This is a genomic window from Marinobacter sp. C2H3, from assembly GCF_037080155.1.
GTDB lineage: Bacteria > Pseudomonadota > Gammaproteobacteria > Pseudomonadales > Oleiphilaceae > Marinobacter.
In genome coordinates this window covers 459,930-479,450 of the sequence record NZ_JBBBNZ010000003.1, presented here as the reverse complement: position 1 = coordinate 479,450, position 19,521 = coordinate 459,930, and the positions used below count along the sequence as shown (strand labels likewise).

Below are 19,521 nucleotides of genomic sequence, written 5' to 3'. Positions count from 1 at the left end.
GGTGGGGGTGTGTTTTTCCTTGGGAAACGAACTCGCTTCGCTCAGACACCGTTTCCCGGCGGAAAAACACACCCCCACCCCCCAGACCGCGGCGACGACTTTGCAAAGACCGATAATTTGAAATGAAAAAAAGAATAATGACGAACACGGGGTGCTTTGGCCGTGAATGGGTCGTTGGGCAACTTATTCATCGGGGCGGGCACTTGGGAATTCAGAAGCGGGGATAGGGCGGGCCTGGGTCAAAAAACGTGGAGCGCCAGGGATGGCGCGACCGAGCCCTACAGGGACGTATTCACGGGCGTTTTTTTGACCCAGGCCCGCCCTATCCCTGCAGCCACCAGAACCTGAAACCCCGGACAAGGCCCCGGATAACAAAACCCAGGAAAGCACCCAACAAGGAACAATACACCATGAACACACCCGAAGCCGCCCTGTTCTGGGGCTTTCTGCTGGTTTACGGCATCGTGATGTACGCGCTGTCGCCCAAGAGCCGGAACGCGGAGTCGTTTTATCGGGGGGCGGACGATCAGGGCAATCCGGTGGGGCAGTGGTCGCTGACGGCGAGCATTTTTATCAGTTGGATTTTTGCCAAGTCCGTGACCAACGCGGCCAACTTGGGGGCGGCCTATGGCGTGGTGGGTGGTCTCGCCTATGCCAGCTACTGGCTGTCGATTCCGGTGGCCGGTTATGTGATTTACCTGATCCGGACGCAGACCGGGGCCCGGAGCCTGCAGGAGTTTCTGGTGTCTCGGTTCGGGCGGCTGGCGGCGCTGGCGTTTGCCGCGGCGATTCTGATTCGGCTGTACAACGAGATCTGGAGCAACACGGCAGTGGTCGGGGGCTACTTTGGCCAGCCGGGGCAGTGGCAGTACTACACGGCGGCCATGCTGTTTACCGCCTTTACCCTGGCCTACAGCCTCAAGGGCGGGCTGCGGTCGTCGATTTTTACGGATGTGATTCAGGCGGTGGTGTTTGTGTTCTTTGTCGGCGCGGTGCTGTTCCTGATTGTGCCGGCCAACGACGCCTCCGCCCTGCTTACCAACGGCAGCTTCCGCCTGGATGCGGGCTTTGACCTGCTGCTGGTGGCGCTCCTGCAGATCTTCAGTTACCCCTTCCACGATCCCGTGCTGACCGACCGGGGCTTTGTGAACCGGGAGAAAACCATGCTCCGCAGCTTCGTGGTGGCCGGGTTGCTGGGGTTCGTGGCGGTGTTCATTTTCAGCCTCGTGGGTGTGCACGCCCGCCTGAACGGTATCGACGCCATGGGCAACGCGCCGGCGGCGGTGGGCCAGTCCCTGGGGCTGGCGGCGTTGTTCTTCATGAGCGTGGTGATGATGACGTCCGCCGGCTCCACCCTGGATTCCACGTTTACCTCCCTGGCCAAGTCCCTGGCGGTGGATTTGCCCCGGTTGGCCAAGCGGGTTGGTGAGCGCCTGCCGAGCCGGCGGTTGGGGGCGACGATCATGGTGGTTTTTGCCCTGCTGGGGAACCTGCCCATGTTTGCCGGCACCGACATCCTCAAAGCCACCACCATCTCCGGCACCATGGTCATGGGGCTGGCGCCGGTGTTTCTGTTCTACGGCGTGACCCGCTGGTCGCCCTGGAGTTTTCACCTGAGTTTCTGGAGCGGCCTGGTGATGGGTGTGCTGCTGGCGCTCGGAGGCATTCCCCAGGGCTGGGCCATTGGTAACGGCGCCTACGCATTGCTGCTGGGGGTGAATGCCTGGGGCTTCCTGATCTGCACGGCGGCGTTCTTCCTGCCGCTGCTGCTGCGTCGGCTGGCAGGCCGTGGCCTCGCCACCGGAGAGGTTCGGTCGTGACGGACGGGCGCAGTTGCCCGCTGGCCTATCGCTACGCCCCCGAGACCCTGGAGCGGGACCCGGTGCCCGTGGAGGCCGACGTGGTGTATGTGGTCGGCGGCCTCTACGGCAACCTGGATGCCCTCGACGCCATCGAAACCATGGCAGAGCGGGAGGTGGCGGCTGGCCGGCGGGTTCAGCTGATATTCAACGGGGATTTCAACTGGTTCAACGCCAGCGATGATCTGTTCGAGGCGGTGAACCGCCGGGTGCTGGCCCACACCGCCCAGCTTGGCAACGTCGAGTACGAGCTGGCCAATCCCAGCCCGGGCGCCGGTTGCGGCTGCGCTTACCCGGACTTTGTGGACCAGGGCGTGGTGGACCGCTCGAACCGCATCATGGAACGCCTGAAGACGGTCGCGGCGCGGCATCCGACGCTGACGCGGGCGCTGGCCGACCTGCCCCGTTACCGGTGCTTGTTCTTTGGAGGCCTAAAGATTCTGGTGCTGCACGGCGATCCGGAATCCCTCGCCGGCTGGGGGCTGGCCCACGAGGCGTTTGCCGCCGGTAACCGCACGGAATTGGATCGGTGGTTCCAGGCGACCGGCGTGGACGGCATAGTCTGCACCCACACCTGCCTCCCGGTGCTTTGGCAGGGCCAGGTGCACGATCAGGGGCAGCCTCGCCCCCGCTGGGTAAGCAACAATGGCTCTGCCGGCATGGGCAACCTCAAGGACGATCCACGGGGGCTGGTGGTCCGGCTTTCACCCCTGCCGCCTCTGGACGAAGCGGTCGTCGCAATGACCTGCGAAGCGCCAGGAGGCCCGCTGCACCTTGGCCTGGTGCCTGTGGCGTTTGATTCGGGCCGCTGGTTGAGCCGGTTTGACCGGCTCTGGCCGGCCGGTTCCGACGCGGCGGTGTCCTACCGCGCCCGGCTGGCCTGCGGAACACGGTTGAGCGCGAATGACGTTCGCTTTCCCGCCACCTGACCGGTCCGCGCACGGTGTCGATGTCCTTCTGGCGAACCGGGAATCTCCCGCTATTCTTTAAAAACCGTGCAAACGCATTTGGCCACTCAAGACGAGGGGTTTGCTGGCCCAAACCTGTGGTCCGACTTGAAAAGTATTTTGTGGTCTATATAATTTAGGGCTAACTTTTTGAGCGGAACGATCACGCTATGACATCAGATCCGTCGAATACCACCGCCATCCGCCTTCGGAAACCGACCAAGGAGGATGGCTTCCGGCTCCACCAGCTGGTGGCAGAATGCCCACCGCTGGACCCCAACTCCATGTACTGTAACCTCCTGCAGTGCAGCCACTTTGCCGACACCGGCGTGGCCGCCGAGAAAGACGGCGACCTGGTGGGCTTCATCTCCGGCTACATCCCTCCCGCCAAACCCGACACCCTGTTCGTGTGGCAGGTGGCGGTGCACGAGAAAGGCCGGGGCGAAGGCCTCGCCAAGCGCATGCTCAAGGCCATTGTTGACCGGGATGCCTGCGGCGACGTGACCCATCTGGAGACCACCATCACGGCGGACAACGAAGCCTCCTGGGCGCTGTTCCGTTCTTTCGCCCGGGACATGGGTGCCGAGCTGGAGTATCACGAGTTCTTTGAGAAGGACGCGCACTTCGGCGGCCAGCACGATTCCGAGTTCCTGCTGCGCATTGGTCCTTTCCACCCGTAGTGGCTCCCGCCCGGCGTGCGCCGGACTCCCGATTCTGGCCGGCAGGTGACCCGAGGTGGGCCTGCCACTGCCGCTCGACTGACCGAACCCCTACCTCGAACCTGACATGCTAAGAGGCAAGACGATGGAAATTTTCAAGTCCACTGAATCTGAAGTACGCGTTTACTCCCGGGCCTTCCCGGTGGTGTTCAACCGGGCCAAGAATGCCCATCTGTACACCGAGGACGGCAAGGCGTACCTGGACTTTCTGGCCGGTGCCGGTTCCCTGAACTACGGCCACAACAACGACATCCTCAAGAAGGCGCTGCTTGAGTACATCGAATCAGACGGCGTGAGCCAGGGCCTGGACCTGTTCACCACCGCCAAGCACGACTTCATGGAAAGCTACAAGAGCCACATCCTGGAGCCCCGCGGCCTGGACTACAAAATGCAGTTCACCGGCCCGACCGGCACCAACTGTGTGGAAGCGGCCCTGAAGCTGGCTCGGAAGGTGAAAGGCCGCAGCGGCGTGATTTCCTTCACCAACGGCTTCCACGGCGTCACCATGGGTGCGGTGGCCACCACCGGTAACCAGCACCACCGTGGCGGCGTGGGCGTGCCCCTCGGCAACGTCGACTTCCTGTTCTACGATGGCTATCTGGGCGAGGACGTCGACACCCTGAAGATCATGGACAAGGTACTGTCCGACAACTCCTCCGGCACCGAGCTGCCGGCGGCGGTGATCGTCGAGGCGGTACAGGGCGAGGGCGGCCTGAACGCGGCCCGCGCGGAATGGCTCAAGGGCCTGTCCGAGCTGTGCAAGAAGCACGACATCCTGCTGATCGTGGACGACATCCAGGCGGGCAATGGCCGCACCGGTGAGTTCTTCAGCTTTGAGTTTGCCGGCATCAAACCGGACATCGTCACCGTGTCCAAGTCCCTGTCCGGGTACGGCCTGCCGATGGCGCTGGTGCTGTTCAAGCCGGAGCTGGACGTGTGGGATCCGGGCGAGCACAACGGTACCTTCCGGGGCAACAACATGGCCTTCATCACCGCCCGTGCGGCGATCGAGACCTACTGGAAAGACGACGCTTTCGCCAACGAGGTCAAGGCCAAGAGCGAGGTGCTCGGCAACGGTCTGCAGGCGATCTGCGACAAGTACCCGGGTGAGTTCCACTTGAAGGGTCGCGGCATGATGCGGGGCATTTCCGCCAAGCGCCCGGACCTGACCGGGCCGATCACCAAGCGGGCGTTTGAGAAGGGCCTGATTATCGAAACCAGTGGCCCGAGGGACGAAGTCATCAAGTGCCTGATGCCGCTGACCACCAGCGAGGCCGACCTGAAGCAGGGCATCGCGCTGCTCGCCGAGAGCGTGGACGAGATCATGCAGGAGGGCATCAGCGAGGCGTCCTGAGGGACGCCCGCCAGGCCCCGGCCGTTATCATCCGATCAGCGATCATCAGGACAACCATGCGCAGGACAGCAAAGGCAGAATCATGACAACCGCACAGCATACCGTCGAGAAAATCGGCGGTACTTCCATGAGTAACTACGAGGCCGTCCGGGACAACATCATCGTTGGCCAGCGAACCGGGGACGACCTTTACCAACGCATCTTCGTGGTGTCGGCCTACGGTGGCGTCACCAACGAGCTGCTGGAGCACAAGAAGACCGGTGAACCCGGGGTTTACGCCCTGTTCGCCGACGCCGAGTCCGACTGGGCCTGGGGCGACGACCTCACCAAACTGGTCAAGCTGCTCACCGACATCAACGGCGAGCTGTTTCCGGACCCGATGCTCAAGCAGCAGGCGGACCAGTTCATTACCGACCGCGTCGAAGGCGTTCGTGGCTGTCTGATCGATCTGCAGCGCCTGTGCTCCTACGGCCAGTTCCAGCTGGAAGAGCATCTGCTGACCGTGCGGGAAATGCTGGCGGGCATCGGTGAGGCCCACAGCGCTTTCAATACGGCCCTCAAGCTCCAGCAGGAAGGCGTGAATGCCCGGTTTGTGGATCTCACCGGCTGGCGCGACTCGGAGCTGCTGCCCCTGGACGAAAAACTGCAGCGGGCCTTCGACAGCATCGACCTGAGCCGGGAGTTGCCGATCGTGACCGGCTACGCCCAGTGCAAGGAAGGCCTCATGCGCACCTTCGATCGGGGCTACAGCGAGATGACCTTCAGCCGGATTGCGGTCATCACCCACGCCCGGGAAGCCATCATCCACAAGGAATACCACCTGAGTTCGGCGGACCCGAAGATCGTCGGCGAGGGCAAAGTGGTACCCCTGGGCCGCACCAACTACGACGTGGCGGACCAGCTTGCCAATTTGGGAATGGAAGCCATTCACCCCCGGGCCGGCAAAGGCCTGCGCCAGAACGAAATTCCGCTGCGGGTGATGAACACCTTCGAGCCGGAGCACACCGGTACCCTGATCACCGGCGATTACGTCAGTGAGACGGCCCAGGTGGAAATCGTGGCCGGCGCCAAGGGCGTGTTCGCCATTGAGGTGTTTGATCAGGACATGCAGGGCGAGCCGGGCTCGGACCGGAAGATCCTGGACGTGCTCACCCGCTTCAAGGTGCGGTTCATGTCCAAGGACACCAACGCCAACACCATCACCCACTACGTGGACACTACCCTCAAACACGTCAAGCGGGTGGTCAAGGCGCTGGAGGAGGTGTTCCCCAACGCCGAGATCAGCACACGTAAGGTGGCGCTGGTGTCCGCCATCGGCAGTGACATGAAGGTGCCGGGCATCCTGTCCCGATCCGTGAAGTCCCTCGCCGACCGGGAAATCAGCGTGCTGGCCATTCACCAGTGCATGCGCCAGGTGGACATCCAGTTCGTGATCGACGAGAGCCACTACGAGGATGCGATTGCCGCCCTGCACGGGGCGCTGATCGAACCCCACAATCACGAATACGCCATTGTCGCAGCGTCCCTCGAATAACCGCCTGCCAACGTATCCGGGCGCCGTCATCCGGCGCCCGGCATGAATCCATGGGCCGGTCCCTCACGTAATTCCCAATACATTCTTACACGACGATCGGTGCCATGGTCATTGAACAACTCGACCGGACGGGGCCGTCTCAGACGCCAGCCCGAGACAACGACCGGGATTCCCTGGTTGGGCTGTACTTCCGGGATGCGTCCCGCTATCAGATTCTGACGGAAGACCAGGAAAAGCGGCTCTCCCGCCGCCTGAGCCTGTGCTTCCGAGTCATCCACCGGGAACTGGCGTTGCCGGAGGATACCCCTCACACGTTCCGCGAAATTATTGGCAGCCTCGGCGACGCCGGCGCGCTGACGACCCGATGCCGTCGAGCCTATCACCTGTCCCTCGATTGCCGGCGCACGCTGATTCAGAGCAACCTGCGCCTGGCGGTGCACATTGCCCGTCGTTTTGGCCAGCATGGCATTCCCATGCCGGACCTGATCCAGGACGCCAACGTGGGGCTGATCAAGGCCGCCGAGCGATTTGATCCGTCCAAAGGATTCCGCTTTTCCACCTACGCCTACTGGTGGATCAGCGAAGAGGTCAAACGCTGCCTGCAGCGGGGCGTGCGCGTGGTGCACACCCCTGAGGGCGTGGTGGACGAGATCCGCGAGCTGCAACGGGTGTCGTTGCGGCTCAACCGGGCCCTGGGCCGGGAGCCGTCCCAGGCCGAGCTGGCACGGGAAATGGAAGCGTCACCGTCCCGCATTGGCGAGCTGCGCGCCCTGGCGAGCCGGGAAGTGTCCACCGACGCGCCCCTGCTCGACGACAGCAGCATCACACTGGGCGACAGCCTGGCCGGTTCCAGCCGCATGACGCCGGACCATCCCATGGCGGAACGGGATCGGCGGCGGGCGCTGCGGGCCATGCTCGCCGAGCTGACCGAGCGAGAGCGGGACATTCTGGCCCGTCGCTTTGGCCTGGACCTGCCTGCGCCGGAAACCCTTCAGGTGATTTCCGACAACCTGGGCATCAGCCGGGAGCGGGTAAGGCAGATCGAAAAAGGCGCGTTGAAGAAACTGCAAAGCCGCTTTGTGCGGCTGGATGAGGCGTACGGCGCCTGAGCTCCCTGCTCGGGCGTCGTTGGATAACATCATGGGTCAAGGTCGGTCAGGCGTCACATCTGGCGCCAAGACCGGGCTCGGATCGTCAGTGGGCCAGTAGCCAAATACCAACGGCGACCTGGCAGAGCAGGACCACGGAGGTCAGCAGCAAGCGGATACGCCGGTACCAGTCCGGCCAGTATTGACGCATCCAGCGGACATCCACCACGTACAGGGCGAGATAGGCCAGCCCGTAGAGTATGAACTGCGCCAGTGGCGGCAGCAGCAGGCCAATGCCGGCGGCCACGAAAAACACCTGGCTCAATACCATGGTCACCAGCGGCGACAGCGGGTAGCAGCGGTTTTCCAGCTGCATCGCGATGGGCCAGTAGACCCCGGCCATAAACGCCAGAATGCCGGCGCTGTAGAGGTAGAAGTAGCCCAGGATTTCGTCACTGCGCTCAGGCATCAGCCAGAGGCCGAAGGTGGTCAGCAGGAAGGGAATGAGACCGGCAATGCCCACCAGATAGGCGAGCCGGGCGACGGAAATCACGACGATTGCCTCTGAACCCGAATCCTGAGCGGTTCGATATCGGCCGGCGCCATCCCCACCATTTCATGATAGGCCGAGGGGTGCACCACCTGGGTCTCCTTTACGGTGAAGGCGGCCAGTGCGTCCTGCACTTCCCAGGCGCTTCGGAATAGCCGGGTGGTGCCATCCCGGCCGGAGAGCAGCAGCGTCTGCTCGCCGATGACCAGCCTGGCCATGTAGCGCTGGCCTTCAAGCGACAGGATTTCCAGAAGGTCAATCACCAGGTCCCTGGTGTTCCTGAGTTGTTCGAAGGTGATTCTCACAGTGGCGCTCCGGTGTTGCACGGTACTTCATAGGTCCAAGAGATACGACCCGGGGCGGCCACAGGATCAGTCTGGCAGTGGCCGATGCTCGGCCTTGCACTCGGCGTGCTGTGGACAGGTCACCAGGTGGTCGTTGACCATGCCGGTGGCCTGCATGAACGCGTACACAATGGTGGGGCCGACAAAATTGAAGCCTTCCTTGCGCAGGGCCCGGGACAGGGCCTCCGAGGCCGGTGTCTGGGTGGGCACCTCGCCGATCGAGCGCCAGTGGTTCTGCACCGGCTCGCCCCCCACGAACGACCACAGAAATTCGGTAAAATCCACGCCCCGGTCCCGCAGTGCCAGGTAGCCCCGGGCGTTCTTGATGATGGACGTTACCTTCAGCCGGTTGCGGACGATGCCCGGATTGGTCAGCAGCCGGGCAATGCGGGCCTCGTCAAAGGTGACGATGCGTTCCGGGTCGAAACCCTCGAAGGCCTCCCGGTAGCTGGCTTGTTTTCGCAGAATCACCAGCCAGCTCAGCCCCGCTTGCTGGCCGTCCAGGCACAGTTTCTCGAACAGGGCCAGAGGATCAAACTCCGGGCGGCCCCAGACGGTGTCGTGATAATGCACGTAACCCGGGTCGGTACCGCACCAGGGGCAGCGTTCGTCGACGGTCATGGGCGTTCCTTGGTCTCGGATTTACAGACGACCGGTTGCCCCGGCCGCACGTCGCTGGTCCAGGCCGCCGGCCGTGGCGTGATGGACCGCTGCAGAAACGGTTCCCACAGTGTGGGGAGGCGTTCGGCCTGGCTCAGGGCCAGATCCTCCGGCGGCGGCTCCAGCAGCTGGATGGGGGGCCAGCCGCTGGGATGGTCGGTGCCGTCCCGGCGCCGGTAAACCAGGGTGACCAGATAGCCCTCGCAGTCAAAACAGGCGGCATGCCAGCCGGCGAGTGCGGTGTCGCCGGTGAGTATAAATCCCGGACCGATCTCCAGCGTCTGCAGGTTGCCGGCAATGCCCCGGCCGGTGGCTTTCAGCCAGGCTTCTTTCAGGGTCCAGGCCACCAGAAAATCTTCCGGGTTATCCCGGGCCAGCAGCCAGGTCTGCTCAGCCTCGGAAAACCAACGGCGCACCACCCTCTGCCACTGGGGATGCCGGCCCCGGGGTTCCAGATCGATGCCGAGGGCATCGGAATCGCCCACCGCGCAGGCACACAGGCCGTGGCTGTGGCTGAGGCTGAGCCTCCAGCCCGGCGGCCGGGCGGACTGCACCGGCCGTCCGGTCACCGGGGCGCATGCCTCGGGGCGCTCATCGCTGGCCAGGGCGAGGGCCTGGCGAATCAGCCAGCGGGAGCTCAGGAATTCCCGGCGCCGAGGGCTACCCAGCCGTGCGACGGTCTCGGCTTCCGCCGGCAGCAACCAGCCCGGGGTTGGGGCGGATTCGGCAACCTGATGGCACAGCCAGATGGAGGGCATACGGCAGGGCGACCCTCAGGGCTGAAGACGATCGATGCGCCAGCCACCGTCGGTGCGCACATACTCAAAGCGATCGTGCAGGCGGCTGGGCCGGCCCTGCCAGAATTCGATCCGCTCCGGCACCACCCGGTAGCCGCCCCAGAAGTCCGGCAGTGGCACCTCGCCGCTGGCGAACTTCCGCTTCATCTCGGCCACTTTCTGTTCCAGCAGGCCCCGTGAGGTAATCGCCCGGCTCTGCTCGGACACCCAGGCGCCGATCTGACTGCCTCGGGGGCGCGAGGCGAAATAACGCAGGGACTCGGCTTTGCTCACTTTCTCCACCGGGCCCTGGATACGCACCTGACGGTTCAGGTCAAGCCAGGGGAACAGCAGCGCCGCCCGGGGGTTCTCCGACAGTTCGTGGGCCTTGCGGCTGCCGTAGTTGGTATAGAAGACAAAGCCCTGCTCATCGAAATACTTGAGCAGCACGGTGCGAATGTCCGGCTGGCCGTCTGCACCCGCCGTGGCCAGTGACATGGCGTTGGGCTCCAGAATGCCCCCGTCCCGGGCCTGTTCGAACCAGGTCTGGAATTGGGCTACCGGGTTGTCGTTGAGGTCGCCCCGGTCCAGTCCTTCACTTTCAAAATCACGGCGCATATCACCGATGTCCATCCACGTCTCCTCGTCAGTACCGCCTGCGTGGTGTTACGAACGCAGAGGATAGCGGGTTCAACGTCATGCCGCGAGTGAGGGGCGAGGGTGGTTGTGTCGATAACGGTTACAGAAAAACACGAAATTCCGAACGCCAACGGCCGGCCCCAGCGTATCTAACCGCAGTTTTCGGGACGAAGGCGCTGACAGACCCATCCGGACGGGATCTCTGTGACTCTACTCTGATGGGGACTTAACGTGGGACATTACGACATCACTCTGGTTCTGGCATCGTTCGTGGTCGCCGTTCTTGCGGCCTACACGGCGATTTACTTCGGTCTGCGCCTGGGCATTTCCACCGGCCGGGAACGTGGCCGTTGGTTGGCACTGGGCGGTATTTCCCTGGGTTCCGGCATCTGGACCATGCATTTTGTGGGCATGCGTGCCATGGACATGGGCGTGGAGATGTCGTTCGATGCCACGCTGACCCTGGTGTCCTGGGGCGCCGCCGTACTGGCCTCGTTCCTGGCCCTGCGGATGATCAGCCTGCCGGCACTCGGGCGCGGCGGTTTTCTGGCGGCCACCGTGGCGATGGCCACCGGCATTGTGGTGATGCACTACCTGGGCATGTACGCCATGCGCATGTCCGCGCCGGCGCAGTTCGATGCCCTCTGGCTCCTGGTCTCGATCGTGGTGGCCCTGACGGCCTCCGGTGGCGCCCTCAGCCTGTGCCGGCGGCTGGTGCACGGCAGCGGCCGGTTGATGCTGCAGTTCGGCGCGGCCGTCACCATGGCCGTGGCGATTTGTGGCATGCACTACACCGGCATGCTGGGCATGACGTTCCCGCCCGACGCCGTGCCCGCAGCGGACAACCTCGTCCGTGGTGAGTGGATGGGCATTCCGCTGGCGGCGTTCTGCGTTACTGCGCTGGCGCTGACGCTGTTCCTGACGGTGTCCGATCTTCGCGAGCGCCGCCGGCTGGCGGACGAGGCCCGGGCGGTGCAGGCCCGGGTGGTTGAGCGGGCCTTTCAGGACCCCGCCACCGGCTTGCCGAACCGTTCCGGACTGGAACAGCGCCTGCTTGAAGCGCTGGCACGGGACGATGCCCGGCAACATCCGTTTGCGTTGGTGTGCCTGGACATTGCCAACTTCCGGGAGTTGAACCAGCGGCTGGCCGCCGACGCCCTGGCCGCCCTGGTCGAGGGGCTTGCCCGCGATCTGAGTCGCATGGTTCCGGAATCGGCCACCCTGGCCCGCTACTCCGCCAGTGCGTTCTTCCTCATGCTGCCGGATTACCGGGGGCCGGCGCAGGCGGGCGTCTTCGCCGAACTGCGGGCGTGGCTGCAGCGAACGGAACAGGCCGGCGTATCGGTATTGTGGCGCACGGGGCAGGCGGTGTTCCCGCTCACCGGAAATTCCAGCCGCAAGCTGATTCGCGCGGCCATGGTGCCCAGACCCTCGCAGGAACTGGGCCGGTTTTCCAACGTGCGGGTGAATCCGGAGCTGGTTCTGCCAGGTCGACAAAGGGCGAGCTGACAAACCCGCCGTGTCATGACTATCCTTGTGACAGACCGGGGCCCTGAGGCCCCGGTTGTCCATCGGGCATTGCGCCCCTGATTCGTCGATGTCACCGGGAGAGGTCACGTGGTTCAGAGCCGTCAGCGCCGCCGTCTTGCCAGAAACAGTCTGATTGTTGTTTTGGTGCTCGTCGGGCTCTATGGGGTCGCGGGGTTTGTGGTGCTGCCCTGGTGGCTTGAGCGCAACCTGCCGGCGCAACTGGAGCAACAACTGGGCTGGCAGGCGTCCGTGGATAACGTGGGGCTGAACCCGTTTGCCCTGACCCTCGACGTCCAGGGCGTGTCGGCCAGCGACAGCGATGGCCAGAAGGTGCTCGCCTTCGACGACCTGTTCGTCAACCTCAGCCTGCTCGATCTGGCCCGGGGCATCATCGGTTTCCAGGACATCCGCCTGACCGAGCCTTACGTCCGGCTCGACCTGCTCAAGGGCAACACTCTGAATCTCGCCAGGGACTGGCAACGGGCGCATCCGTCGGCCGCTGGCGATACCCCCGCCGAGGCCCAGGCATCCGCGGATTCCGGGCCGGTGCACCTGCTGTTCCAGGCGCTGACCATCGACGGCGGCGAGCTGCTGTTCCGGGACCTGACCGGCGACCAGCCCGCCGAGTTCCGGATTACGCCCCTGAGCCTGTCCCTGAACGATCTGGCCACCTGGCCCCGGGACGACGATCCCAGCAACTACACCCTGCAGGCGGCCCTGGGCGATCAGACCCTGGAGTGGCAGGGCCGGCTCAGCGTCAGCCCGCTGGCCTCCAGCGGCCGACTGCAGCTGTCCAACGTGGGGTATCAGGTACTGGCCCATTTCCTGGCGCCGTACCTGCCGTACGACCTGCGGGGTGGCAGCGTGACGGTCCGATCCGATTACCGGTTCTCCGCCGGCGACCGCATGCATCTGGCCACGTCCAACGGCGAGCTCTCCCTGAAAGACCTGGCGGTGGCCCTGTCTCCGGAGGCGGAAACGCCCCAGTTGCTCACCGGTTCGGTGTCCGTGGACGCGGTCAGTGTCGATCTCGATCAGCGCCGGGCCCGGGTCGGCCAGGTGACCCTGCGCCAGCTCGATCTCGACGTGCGCCGGGACGAGGATGGGCAGATCAACTGGCTGGCGCCCTTTGCCAAAGCGGACGACGGCGCGCCGGATGCCCCGGAACCGGATACCTCATCGGACGCCGGCCCGTTCCGCTGGTCGGTGGCCGGCATCGAAGTGGCGGAGTCCCGGGTGCGGTGGCAGGACGCCCTCACCCCGGAGCCGGCGGATCTGACCCTGACGGATCTGTCCCTGACCACCGGCGCCCTCACCGATGCTCTGGATGAGTCGGTGGACTATTCCGTGAGCGCCAGCCTGGCCAGCGGCGGCACCTTGTCCGCCAAGGGCCAACTGACCCCCTCGCCCTTTACCCTGCGGGCGGCGCTGTCCGGTAGCGACATTGCCCTGGCGGCGTTCCAGCCCTACGTGCGCCAGCAGGCCAACCTGGCCATCGCCGATGGCACCCTGGCGGTGGACGGCGATCTGGATCTGGACGGCCAGAAAACCCCGCTCACCGGCACGTTCAACGGCACTGCCGAGGTTCAGCGCCTGGCGGTACGGCTGCCGGACGCCGAGCAATCCCTGCTGGCCTGGGACCGGCTGCGGCTGTCGCCCATCGAGTACAACGTGCACCCGGCCCGACTGGAGATTGGCTCGGTGGCCCTGGCCGGCCCGAACCTGAACGTGATCCGTAACGCAGACGGCGTGCACAATCTGGCGCGTGTGGTGCCGGCCGGGGACGCCGCGCCCGAGGACACCAAGGCGTCCACAAGCGGAACAGCGGACGACAAGGCCCAGGGCGAGTCCGGTGCCGACGCACCGGCGCTGATCTTCCGGGTCGGGGAAGTCACTCTGGAGCAGGGCTCGGTGCACTACACCGACCGCACCCTGGAGCCGGCGTTTACCACTTCCCTGACCAACCTCAAGGGCGCGATTACCGGCATCAGCAACATCGCCCCGCAGAAGGGCTCGGTGCACCTCACCGGCACCGTCGGCGAGGTAGGCGATCTGACGGTGGACGGCGCCCTCGGAACGCTGGGTACCGACGACGGCACCACGCTGACCCTGGTCGCCAAGAATCTTTCCCTGCCGGCCCTGTCGCCCTATCTGGCCCAGTACCTGGGCTACGCGGTGGACAATGGCAAGCTCAACCTGAATCTGGACTATCGCCTCAACGGCACCCGGATAGAGGCCTCCAATCAGGTTGTGATGGATCGGCTAGCCCTGGGCCGCCAGGTCAAAAGCCAGCAGGCGGTCAACGCGCCGGTCCGGCTGGGCCTCGCCCTGCTGACCAATCGGCAGGGCGTGATCGATGTGAACCTGCCGGTCAGCGGGGATCTGTCCAACCCGGATTTCAGCGTGGGTGGCGTGGTGATGCGCGCCTTCGTGAACCTGCTGGTGAAAGCCGCGGCCTCCCCCTTTACCATGCTCGGCTCGCTGGCGGATCTGGCTGGCCTGAGCGGTGAGGACCTGGGCTCGGTGGCGTTCGTGCCCGGCAGCACCGAGCTGGCGGACGGTCAGGCGGAGAAGCTGGCGGCCCTGGCCAAGGCCCTGCGCAAACGGCCGGACCTGCTGCTGAACGTGCGGGGTAGCGTGGCGCCGGAGGCGGATGGCCTGGCCCTGCTGCGGGAAGACCTGAGCCAGGGGGGGCAGGCGCCCCTGAGTGACGACGCCTGGGCCAAGGCCCGCGACGCCTACCTGAACGGTGAGCGTTCGCTGCCGCCAGAGGCGCTGAGCAACCTGGCCCGGGAGCGGGGGCTGGCCCTCAGAAAGGTGATGGAAGAGACCCAGGGTGTGCCGGACGATCAGCTGTTTTTGCTGGAATCCGCCCGGGACGCCTCGGTGAACGACGCCGGCAGCGTGGTGGTGCCGTTCCGGCTGGACGTGCGCTAGGCCCCCGGCGGATTACTCGGCGCCGGCCCGGTCATCGGCAAAGCTGGCGAAGAACCCGGGCGGCAGCCGCAGGTTCCACTTTTCCACCAGCAGCCGGTACTGGCCGTTATCGATCAGTGGCTCCAGCAGGTTGATCATGTCGTCGGCGGTCACCGGCCCGTTGGGGCGGGTGACGATACCAAGCTTGTAGGTCTGATCCGGGCGGTCGGAAATCAGCAGTTTGTCCCAATCCTTCGGGGACTTGGCGAGGTGGCCCCGCAGGAACGACTGGCTCATGATCGCCACCTCGGCCACCGACGGCCGATCCGCCTTGATCAGCTTGAGGTTACGCTGCTGGCTGTCGGAAAACTCGATGTGGAACCGCTTGCGCAGCTCCCGGTCGTCGGCCTCCAGGCCGGCGAAGCCATAGTGGTAGCCGGCCATGGCCAGAATATGGCGGTCCGCGATGTCGTCGAAGAAGCTCAGGTCCCGCCCCGGTTTTTTCAGGGCGACGTAGAATTCCTCGTCCATCAGGATCGGCCGGGACACCAGGGCGCCTCGTTTACGCCATTCCCAGTCGCCGCTTTCAAAGAACATGACGTCGAACAGCCCTTCCTGGTAGTCCAGGTAGCGCCGCCGGGGTGAGGTGTACACTGGCTTGAAGTGAACGCCCGGGTGCACGGCCTCAAGGGTTTCGAGCAGGTCGCCCAGCAGGCCCGTCACCCGGTCACCGTCCATGCCAGCGATAGGGGGGAAGTTGTAGACGCCGATGGTAATCTCGGTGTCGGCGAACGCCGGCCGGGTGTTGGCGATAAGGGTCAGCAGCCACAGGGCCGTGAGGAGGGCAAAACGCGTCACGCAGGTCACCGAGGTTGGTGGTATGTCTCTTTGTTCTACATTCGACTGTATCACGAACCATTTTGGTGCGGCATGAACGCCACAGCAAAATGCCCCAGGTTTATGTAAAGAAATGTACCGGCCCGCGAGCCGGTCGGAGGAACCCCATGCCTACAAGCAGTCCGTTTTTTGCCTACCTGTCCCGGCTGCGCTGGATTCGCCGCTGGGGATTGATGCGTAACGCCATCGAGGAAAACGTCGCCACCCACTCGTGGGAAGTGGCTACCCTGGCTCACGCCCTGGCGCTGCTGCGCAATCGCCGGTTTGGCGGCACCGTCAACGCCGACCGGGTCGCCGCCGCGGCCCTCTATCACGACGCCACCGAGGTGATCACCGGCGACCTGCCCACTCCCGTGAAATACCACTCCCGGGTCATGCGGGAAGCCTTTGGCGATATTGAACACAAGGCCGAGGACGAGCTGCTGGCCCTGCTGCCCGAGGCGCTGCGGCCGGCCTTTGAGCCGTATCTTCGGGAATCCGGCTTGAGCGAGGAGGAGCGAACGCTGATCAAGGCCGCGGACCGGCTTTCCGCCTGGCTCAAGTGCCGGGCCGAACTGACCGCCGGAAATCCCGAGTTTGCACCGGCTGAAGCCCAGATCCGCCGACGCCTGGAGCAGGAGGACCTGCCGGAGGTGCGGTATTTCTTCGAGGTGTTCGCTGGCAGCTACGATCAACCCCTGGACCATCTGCTGAAACCGGACTGACCGGGTTGCCCCTGACGGTTGGTAACCGGTGCCATAGGCGCCCCGGTCAGACCGGCCTACAGTGGCGTTTCAAGCACGCTCTGCTTTACTTGAAACACCCTGATAAGAGGCGCATTCCATGAAGGATCTGAACAACAAGGTGGCGGTGGTGACCGGCGCTGGCTCCGGCATTGGCCGGGCGCTCGCCCAGTTGCTGGCCAAACGGGGCTGTAGGCTGGCGCTGTCCGATGTGAACGAAACGGGACTGGCGGAAACGGCCGCCGGCATTCAGGGCGCCGAGGTGCGCACCTACCGCCTGGACGTCTCCGATCGGGACGCCATATACGCCCACGCCGAGCAGGTGGCCGCCGATTTCGGCCAGGTCAACCTGATCATCAACAACGCCGGCGTCGCGCTGTCTGCCACCGTTCGGGAAATGACCGATGACGATTTCCGCTGGGTCATGGACATTGACTTCTGGGGCGTCGCCCACGGCACCCGGGCGTTCCTGCCCCACCTAATCGCCTCCGGCGACGGCCACGTGGTGAATATCTCCAGCGTGTTTGGCCTGATTGGCGTGCCCAAGCAGAGCGCCTACAACGCCGCCAAGTTCGCCGTGCGCGGATTCACCGAATCCCTGCGCCAGGAAATGAAGCTGGAGAACCAGCCGGTGCAGGTCAGCTGCGTGCACCCGGGCGGTATCCGCACCAACATCGCCAACGCCGCGCGCATGGGCAAGTCGGAGAACGCCGAGGCCCAGCGCAAGGGCTTCGACAAGCTGGCCATCACCACACCCGACAAGGCGGCACAGATCATTGTGCGGGGCATCCTGAAAAATGAATCCCGCATCCTGGTGGGTCCGGACGCCTGGGGCATCGATGCCATCAACCGCCTGCTCGGGTCCGCCTATCAGCCGCTGGTGGAACGCTTCTCGCGGCGCAATCTGTACGTATAATCCGGCGGCGGGCGGGATGCCCGCTGTCCATTTTACAGACACATTTTCGGGTCTATACTGGCGGTTCAACCAGGGACGAGGTTCGTATGAATACGCCAGAGCACCCAGACCTTGGCGTGGCGCTGGAACACAGCCGCTCCGGGCTGAGGGACGGCCACCGCCGGTCGCTGACCCGGCTCCTGTTCCTCGTTACCGGCCTATCGCTGGCGGTGTTCGGGGTATTGCAGGTGTTCAACGGTTTCCCGCGAATTGCCCTCGTCGAATGGGCGATCAGCGGTCTGTTGCTGGCCGGGGTGTCCCGGCTGCGGACAACCCGCCGTTTGCAGGCCTGGATCTACGTCTATCTCACTGCCCTGTTCGCCTTCTTCCTCGCCATCATGCTGTTCCCGGATGCCTCTATTTCCGCGTTCGCCTGGGTGCTGATGATGCCGGTCCTCGCCTACCTGCTTCTGGGCAAGCGCGAGGGTCTCTGGCTAAGCCTGCCGTTCATGCTGGCCGGGGCGGTGGTCTATCTGATTTACCTTGGGCGCCTGGGCAGTGCCCACGCCCTGATTGATCTGCTCAACATGGTGCTGTGCGGTGCGCTCATGCTGGTGTTCATGCACCACTACGAGGCCCGGCGGGAAGAGGCGGAGCACCGGCTGGTGGCCATGGCTCAGACCGACAACCTTACCGGGCTTGCCAACCGGGCCAGCTTTCAGTCCACCCTGAACCGCACCATCGCCGAGTGCGACCGCAGCGGCACCGGGTTTGCCCTGGTGATGATGGACATCGACCACTTCAAACTGGTGAACGACACCCTGGGGCACGAGGCCGGGGACCATGTGCTGGCGCAGATCGGCCGGTGCCTGAGCGACCGTTTGCGCGCCACGGATTCGGTGGGCCGGCTCGGCGGCGAGGAATTCGGCCTGATTCTCCGGGACGTGCAGCCGGCGGTTGCCTTCGAGCTGACCGATGAGTTGCGCCAGCGCATTGCCGGCCAGGACCTGCGCTACGGCGACGTCGACATCCGGGTGACGGCGTCCTTCGGTATCGCCCATTGGCCGGAACACGGCCGGGACGCCGCGACCCTGTTCCGGGTGGCGGACCGCTGCCTGTACGCGGGCAAACATGAGGGCCGCAACCAGGTCCGTGGCCTGGTGGCTGCGGCGCCGGACCCAGTGACGCCGAAAGCACCGGCTGGCGAAGCCGGCTGAGTAAGGTATCCTGTTGCCTGAACCCACCCGAACGGTCTGACTGCGGCGAATCATGTGTGAACTGCTGGCCATGAGTGCCAATACCCCCACGGACCTCTGCTTCAGCTTCACCGGCCTGACTCGTCGCGGCGGCGCTACTGGCCCCCACAAGGACGGCTGGGGCGTGGCGTTCTACGAAGGCAAAGGCGTACGCTGCTTCCACGACGCCGGCGCCAGCGCCTCATCCCGGCTGGCCGAAGTGGTCCAGACCCATCCCATCAAGAGCGAAGTGGCCTTGTGCCACATCCGTCAGGCCAACGTGGGTGAGATCTGCCTGGCCAACACCCACCCGTTCATCCGGGAACTCTGGGGCCGTTATTGGGTGTTTGCCCACAACGGCCAGCTCTCGGATTTCCGTCCCCGGCCCGGGTTCTACGAACCGGTGGGCAGCACCGACAGCGAAGCGCTGTTCTGCGACCTGCTCAATCACCTGCGCCAGCACGGTGACCGGGACGGGCCGGAAGACCAGCTGGTGGCGCAGATGGTGGACCTGTCCCAGGCGTACGCCGCCCAGGGCGTGTTCAACCTGCTGCTGAGCAACGGCGACTGGTTGTTCACCTACTGCAGCACCAAGATGGCGAGCATCACCCGGCGCGCGCCGTTCGGCCCGGCCCGGCTGAAAGACGCCGATGTCACCGTGGATTTTGAATCCGAGACCACGCCGAACGACGTGGTGAGCGTGATCGTTACCGAGCCACTGACCACGGACGAAACCTGGGACGTCTACCAGCCCGGCGAGTGGCGCCTGTGGCGGCGGGGAGAGGTGGTGCGCTCGGGCCTGACGCCCGCTCGTCGAGGCGACTGAGCCGCAAACGCACCGCCCCCGCGATGAGGC

Annotated in this window: 18 protein-coding genes; 12 read left to right on the top strand and 6 right to left on the bottom strand. The window is 64.6% G+C overall.

All coding sequences use genetic code 11. From position 1 onward, the window contains the following. Positions 1–410 precede the first annotated feature (410 nt). From V3388_RS11535 to V3388_RS11510, 6 genes are all read left to right on the top strand, one after another. Positions 411–1,820, top strand: a complete 1,410-nt coding sequence (locus tag V3388_RS11535; RefSeq protein ID WP_336367701.1) for a sodium:solute symporter family transporter — start codon at positions 411–413, stop codon at positions 1,818–1,820. Then, positions 1,817–2,788, top strand: a complete 972-nt coding sequence (locus V3388_RS11530) for a hypothetical protein (protein WP_336367700.1) — start codon at positions 1,817–1,819, stop codon at positions 2,786–2,788. The genes V3388_RS11535 and V3388_RS11530 overlap by 4 nt, the downstream gene beginning before the upstream one ends. Before the next feature lie 188 nt (positions 2,789–2,976). Then, positions 2,977–3,486 (top strand): diaminobutyrate acetyltransferase, encoded by a 510-nt coding sequence (ectA, locus tag V3388_RS11525; protein WP_336367699.1) that lies wholly within the window; start codon positions 2,977–2,979, stop codon positions 3,484–3,486. Between the two features lie 124 nt (positions 3,487–3,610). Then, complete coding sequence (ectB, locus tag V3388_RS11520; RefSeq protein WP_336367698.1) at positions 3,611–4,879, top strand: diaminobutyrate--2-oxoglutarate transaminase; 1,269 nt, start codon at positions 3,611–3,613, stop codon at positions 4,877–4,879. Between the two features lie 82 nt (positions 4,880–4,961). Further along, entirely contained in the window at positions 4,962–6,413 is a 1,452-nt protein-coding gene (locus V3388_RS11515) for an aspartate kinase (RefSeq protein ID WP_336367697.1), read from the top strand. 104 nt (positions 6,414–6,517) lie between these two features. Beyond that, entirely contained in the window at positions 6,518–7,522 is a 1,005-nt protein-coding gene (locus V3388_RS11510; protein WP_336367696.1) for a sigma-70 family RNA polymerase sigma factor, read from the top strand. Between the two features lie 85 nt (positions 7,523–7,607). Here V3388_RS11510 and V3388_RS11505 read toward each other — a convergent pair whose 3' ends face one another. The 5 genes from V3388_RS11505 to pdxH all read right to left on the bottom strand — a co-directional run bounded on the left by V3388_RS11505 (position 7,608) and on the right by pdxH (position 10,464). After that, on the bottom strand, positions 7,608–8,054 hold the full coding sequence (locus V3388_RS11505) for a DUF3429 domain-containing protein (protein ID WP_336367695.1): 447 nt from the start codon (positions 8,052–8,054) through the stop codon (positions 7,608–7,610). Further along, positions 8,051–8,356 carry a DUF6482 family protein gene (locus tag V3388_RS11500; RefSeq protein ID WP_336367694.1) on the bottom strand — a complete coding sequence of 102 codons (306 nt, stop codon included), beginning with the start codon at positions 8,354–8,356 and terminating at the stop codon, positions 8,051–8,053. The genes V3388_RS11505 and V3388_RS11500 overlap by 4 nt, the downstream gene beginning before the upstream one ends. 66 nt (positions 8,357–8,422) lie before the next feature. Further along, on the bottom strand, positions 8,423–9,016 hold the full coding sequence (locus V3388_RS11495) for a DNA-3-methyladenine glycosylase I (protein ID WP_336367693.1): 594 nt from the start codon (positions 9,014–9,016) through the stop codon (positions 8,423–8,425). Then, a complete protein-coding gene (locus tag V3388_RS11490) occupies positions 9,013–9,813 on the bottom strand; it encodes a 4'-phosphopantetheinyl transferase family protein (protein ID WP_336367692.1) in 801 nt (266 codons plus the stop codon). The genes V3388_RS11495 and V3388_RS11490 overlap by 4 nt, the downstream gene beginning before the upstream one ends. Before the next feature lie 15 nt (positions 9,814–9,828). Beyond that, the gene (pdxH, locus tag V3388_RS11485; RefSeq protein WP_336367691.1) at positions 9,829–10,464 is read right to left on the bottom strand and encodes a pyridoxamine 5'-phosphate oxidase; all 636 of its coding nucleotides are present in this window, start codon (positions 10,462–10,464) and stop codon (positions 9,829–9,831) included. Positions 10,465–10,701: 237 nt separating this feature from the next. Between pdxH and V3388_RS11480 the strand changes: the two genes are divergently transcribed. After that, positions 10,702–11,979 (top strand): MHYT domain-containing protein, encoded by a 1,278-nt coding sequence (locus V3388_RS11480; protein WP_336367690.1) that lies wholly within the window; start codon positions 10,702–10,704, stop codon positions 11,977–11,979. A 108-nt stretch (positions 11,980–12,087) separates the two neighbouring features. Then, entirely contained in the window at positions 12,088–14,937 is a 2,850-nt protein-coding gene (locus V3388_RS11475; RefSeq protein WP_336367689.1) for a DUF748 domain-containing protein, read from the top strand. 12 nt (positions 14,938–14,949) lie between these two features. Here the strand turns inward: V3388_RS11475 and V3388_RS11470 are convergent, their stop codons facing one another. After that, positions 14,950–15,774, bottom strand: a complete 825-nt coding sequence (locus V3388_RS11470) for a transporter substrate-binding domain-containing protein (protein ID WP_336367688.1) — start codon at positions 15,772–15,774, stop codon at positions 14,950–14,952. A gap of 146 nt (positions 15,775–15,920) precedes the next feature. Between V3388_RS11470 and yfbR the strand changes: the two genes are divergently transcribed. The 4 genes from yfbR (at position 15,921) to V3388_RS11450 (ending at position 19,491) form a co-directional block, all read left to right on the top strand. Next, on the top strand, positions 15,921–16,517 hold the full coding sequence (yfbR, locus tag V3388_RS11465) for a 5'-deoxynucleotidase (RefSeq protein WP_336367687.1): 597 nt from the start codon (positions 15,921–15,923) through the stop codon (positions 16,515–16,517). A 118-nt stretch (positions 16,518–16,635) separates the two neighbouring features. Further along, a complete protein-coding gene (locus tag V3388_RS11460; protein ID WP_336367686.1) occupies positions 16,636–17,451 on the top strand; it encodes an SDR family NAD(P)-dependent oxidoreductase in 816 nt (271 codons plus the stop codon). Between the two features lie 86 nt (positions 17,452–17,537). Beyond that, entirely contained in the window at positions 17,538–18,647 is a 1,110-nt protein-coding gene (locus V3388_RS11455; protein WP_336367685.1) for a GGDEF domain-containing protein, read from the top strand. 52 nt (positions 18,648–18,699) lie between these two features. Then, on the top strand, positions 18,700–19,491 hold the full coding sequence (locus tag V3388_RS11450) for a class II glutamine amidotransferase (protein ID WP_336367684.1): 792 nt from the start codon (positions 18,700–18,702) through the stop codon (positions 19,489–19,491). Positions 19,492–19,521 lie beyond the last annotated feature (30 nt).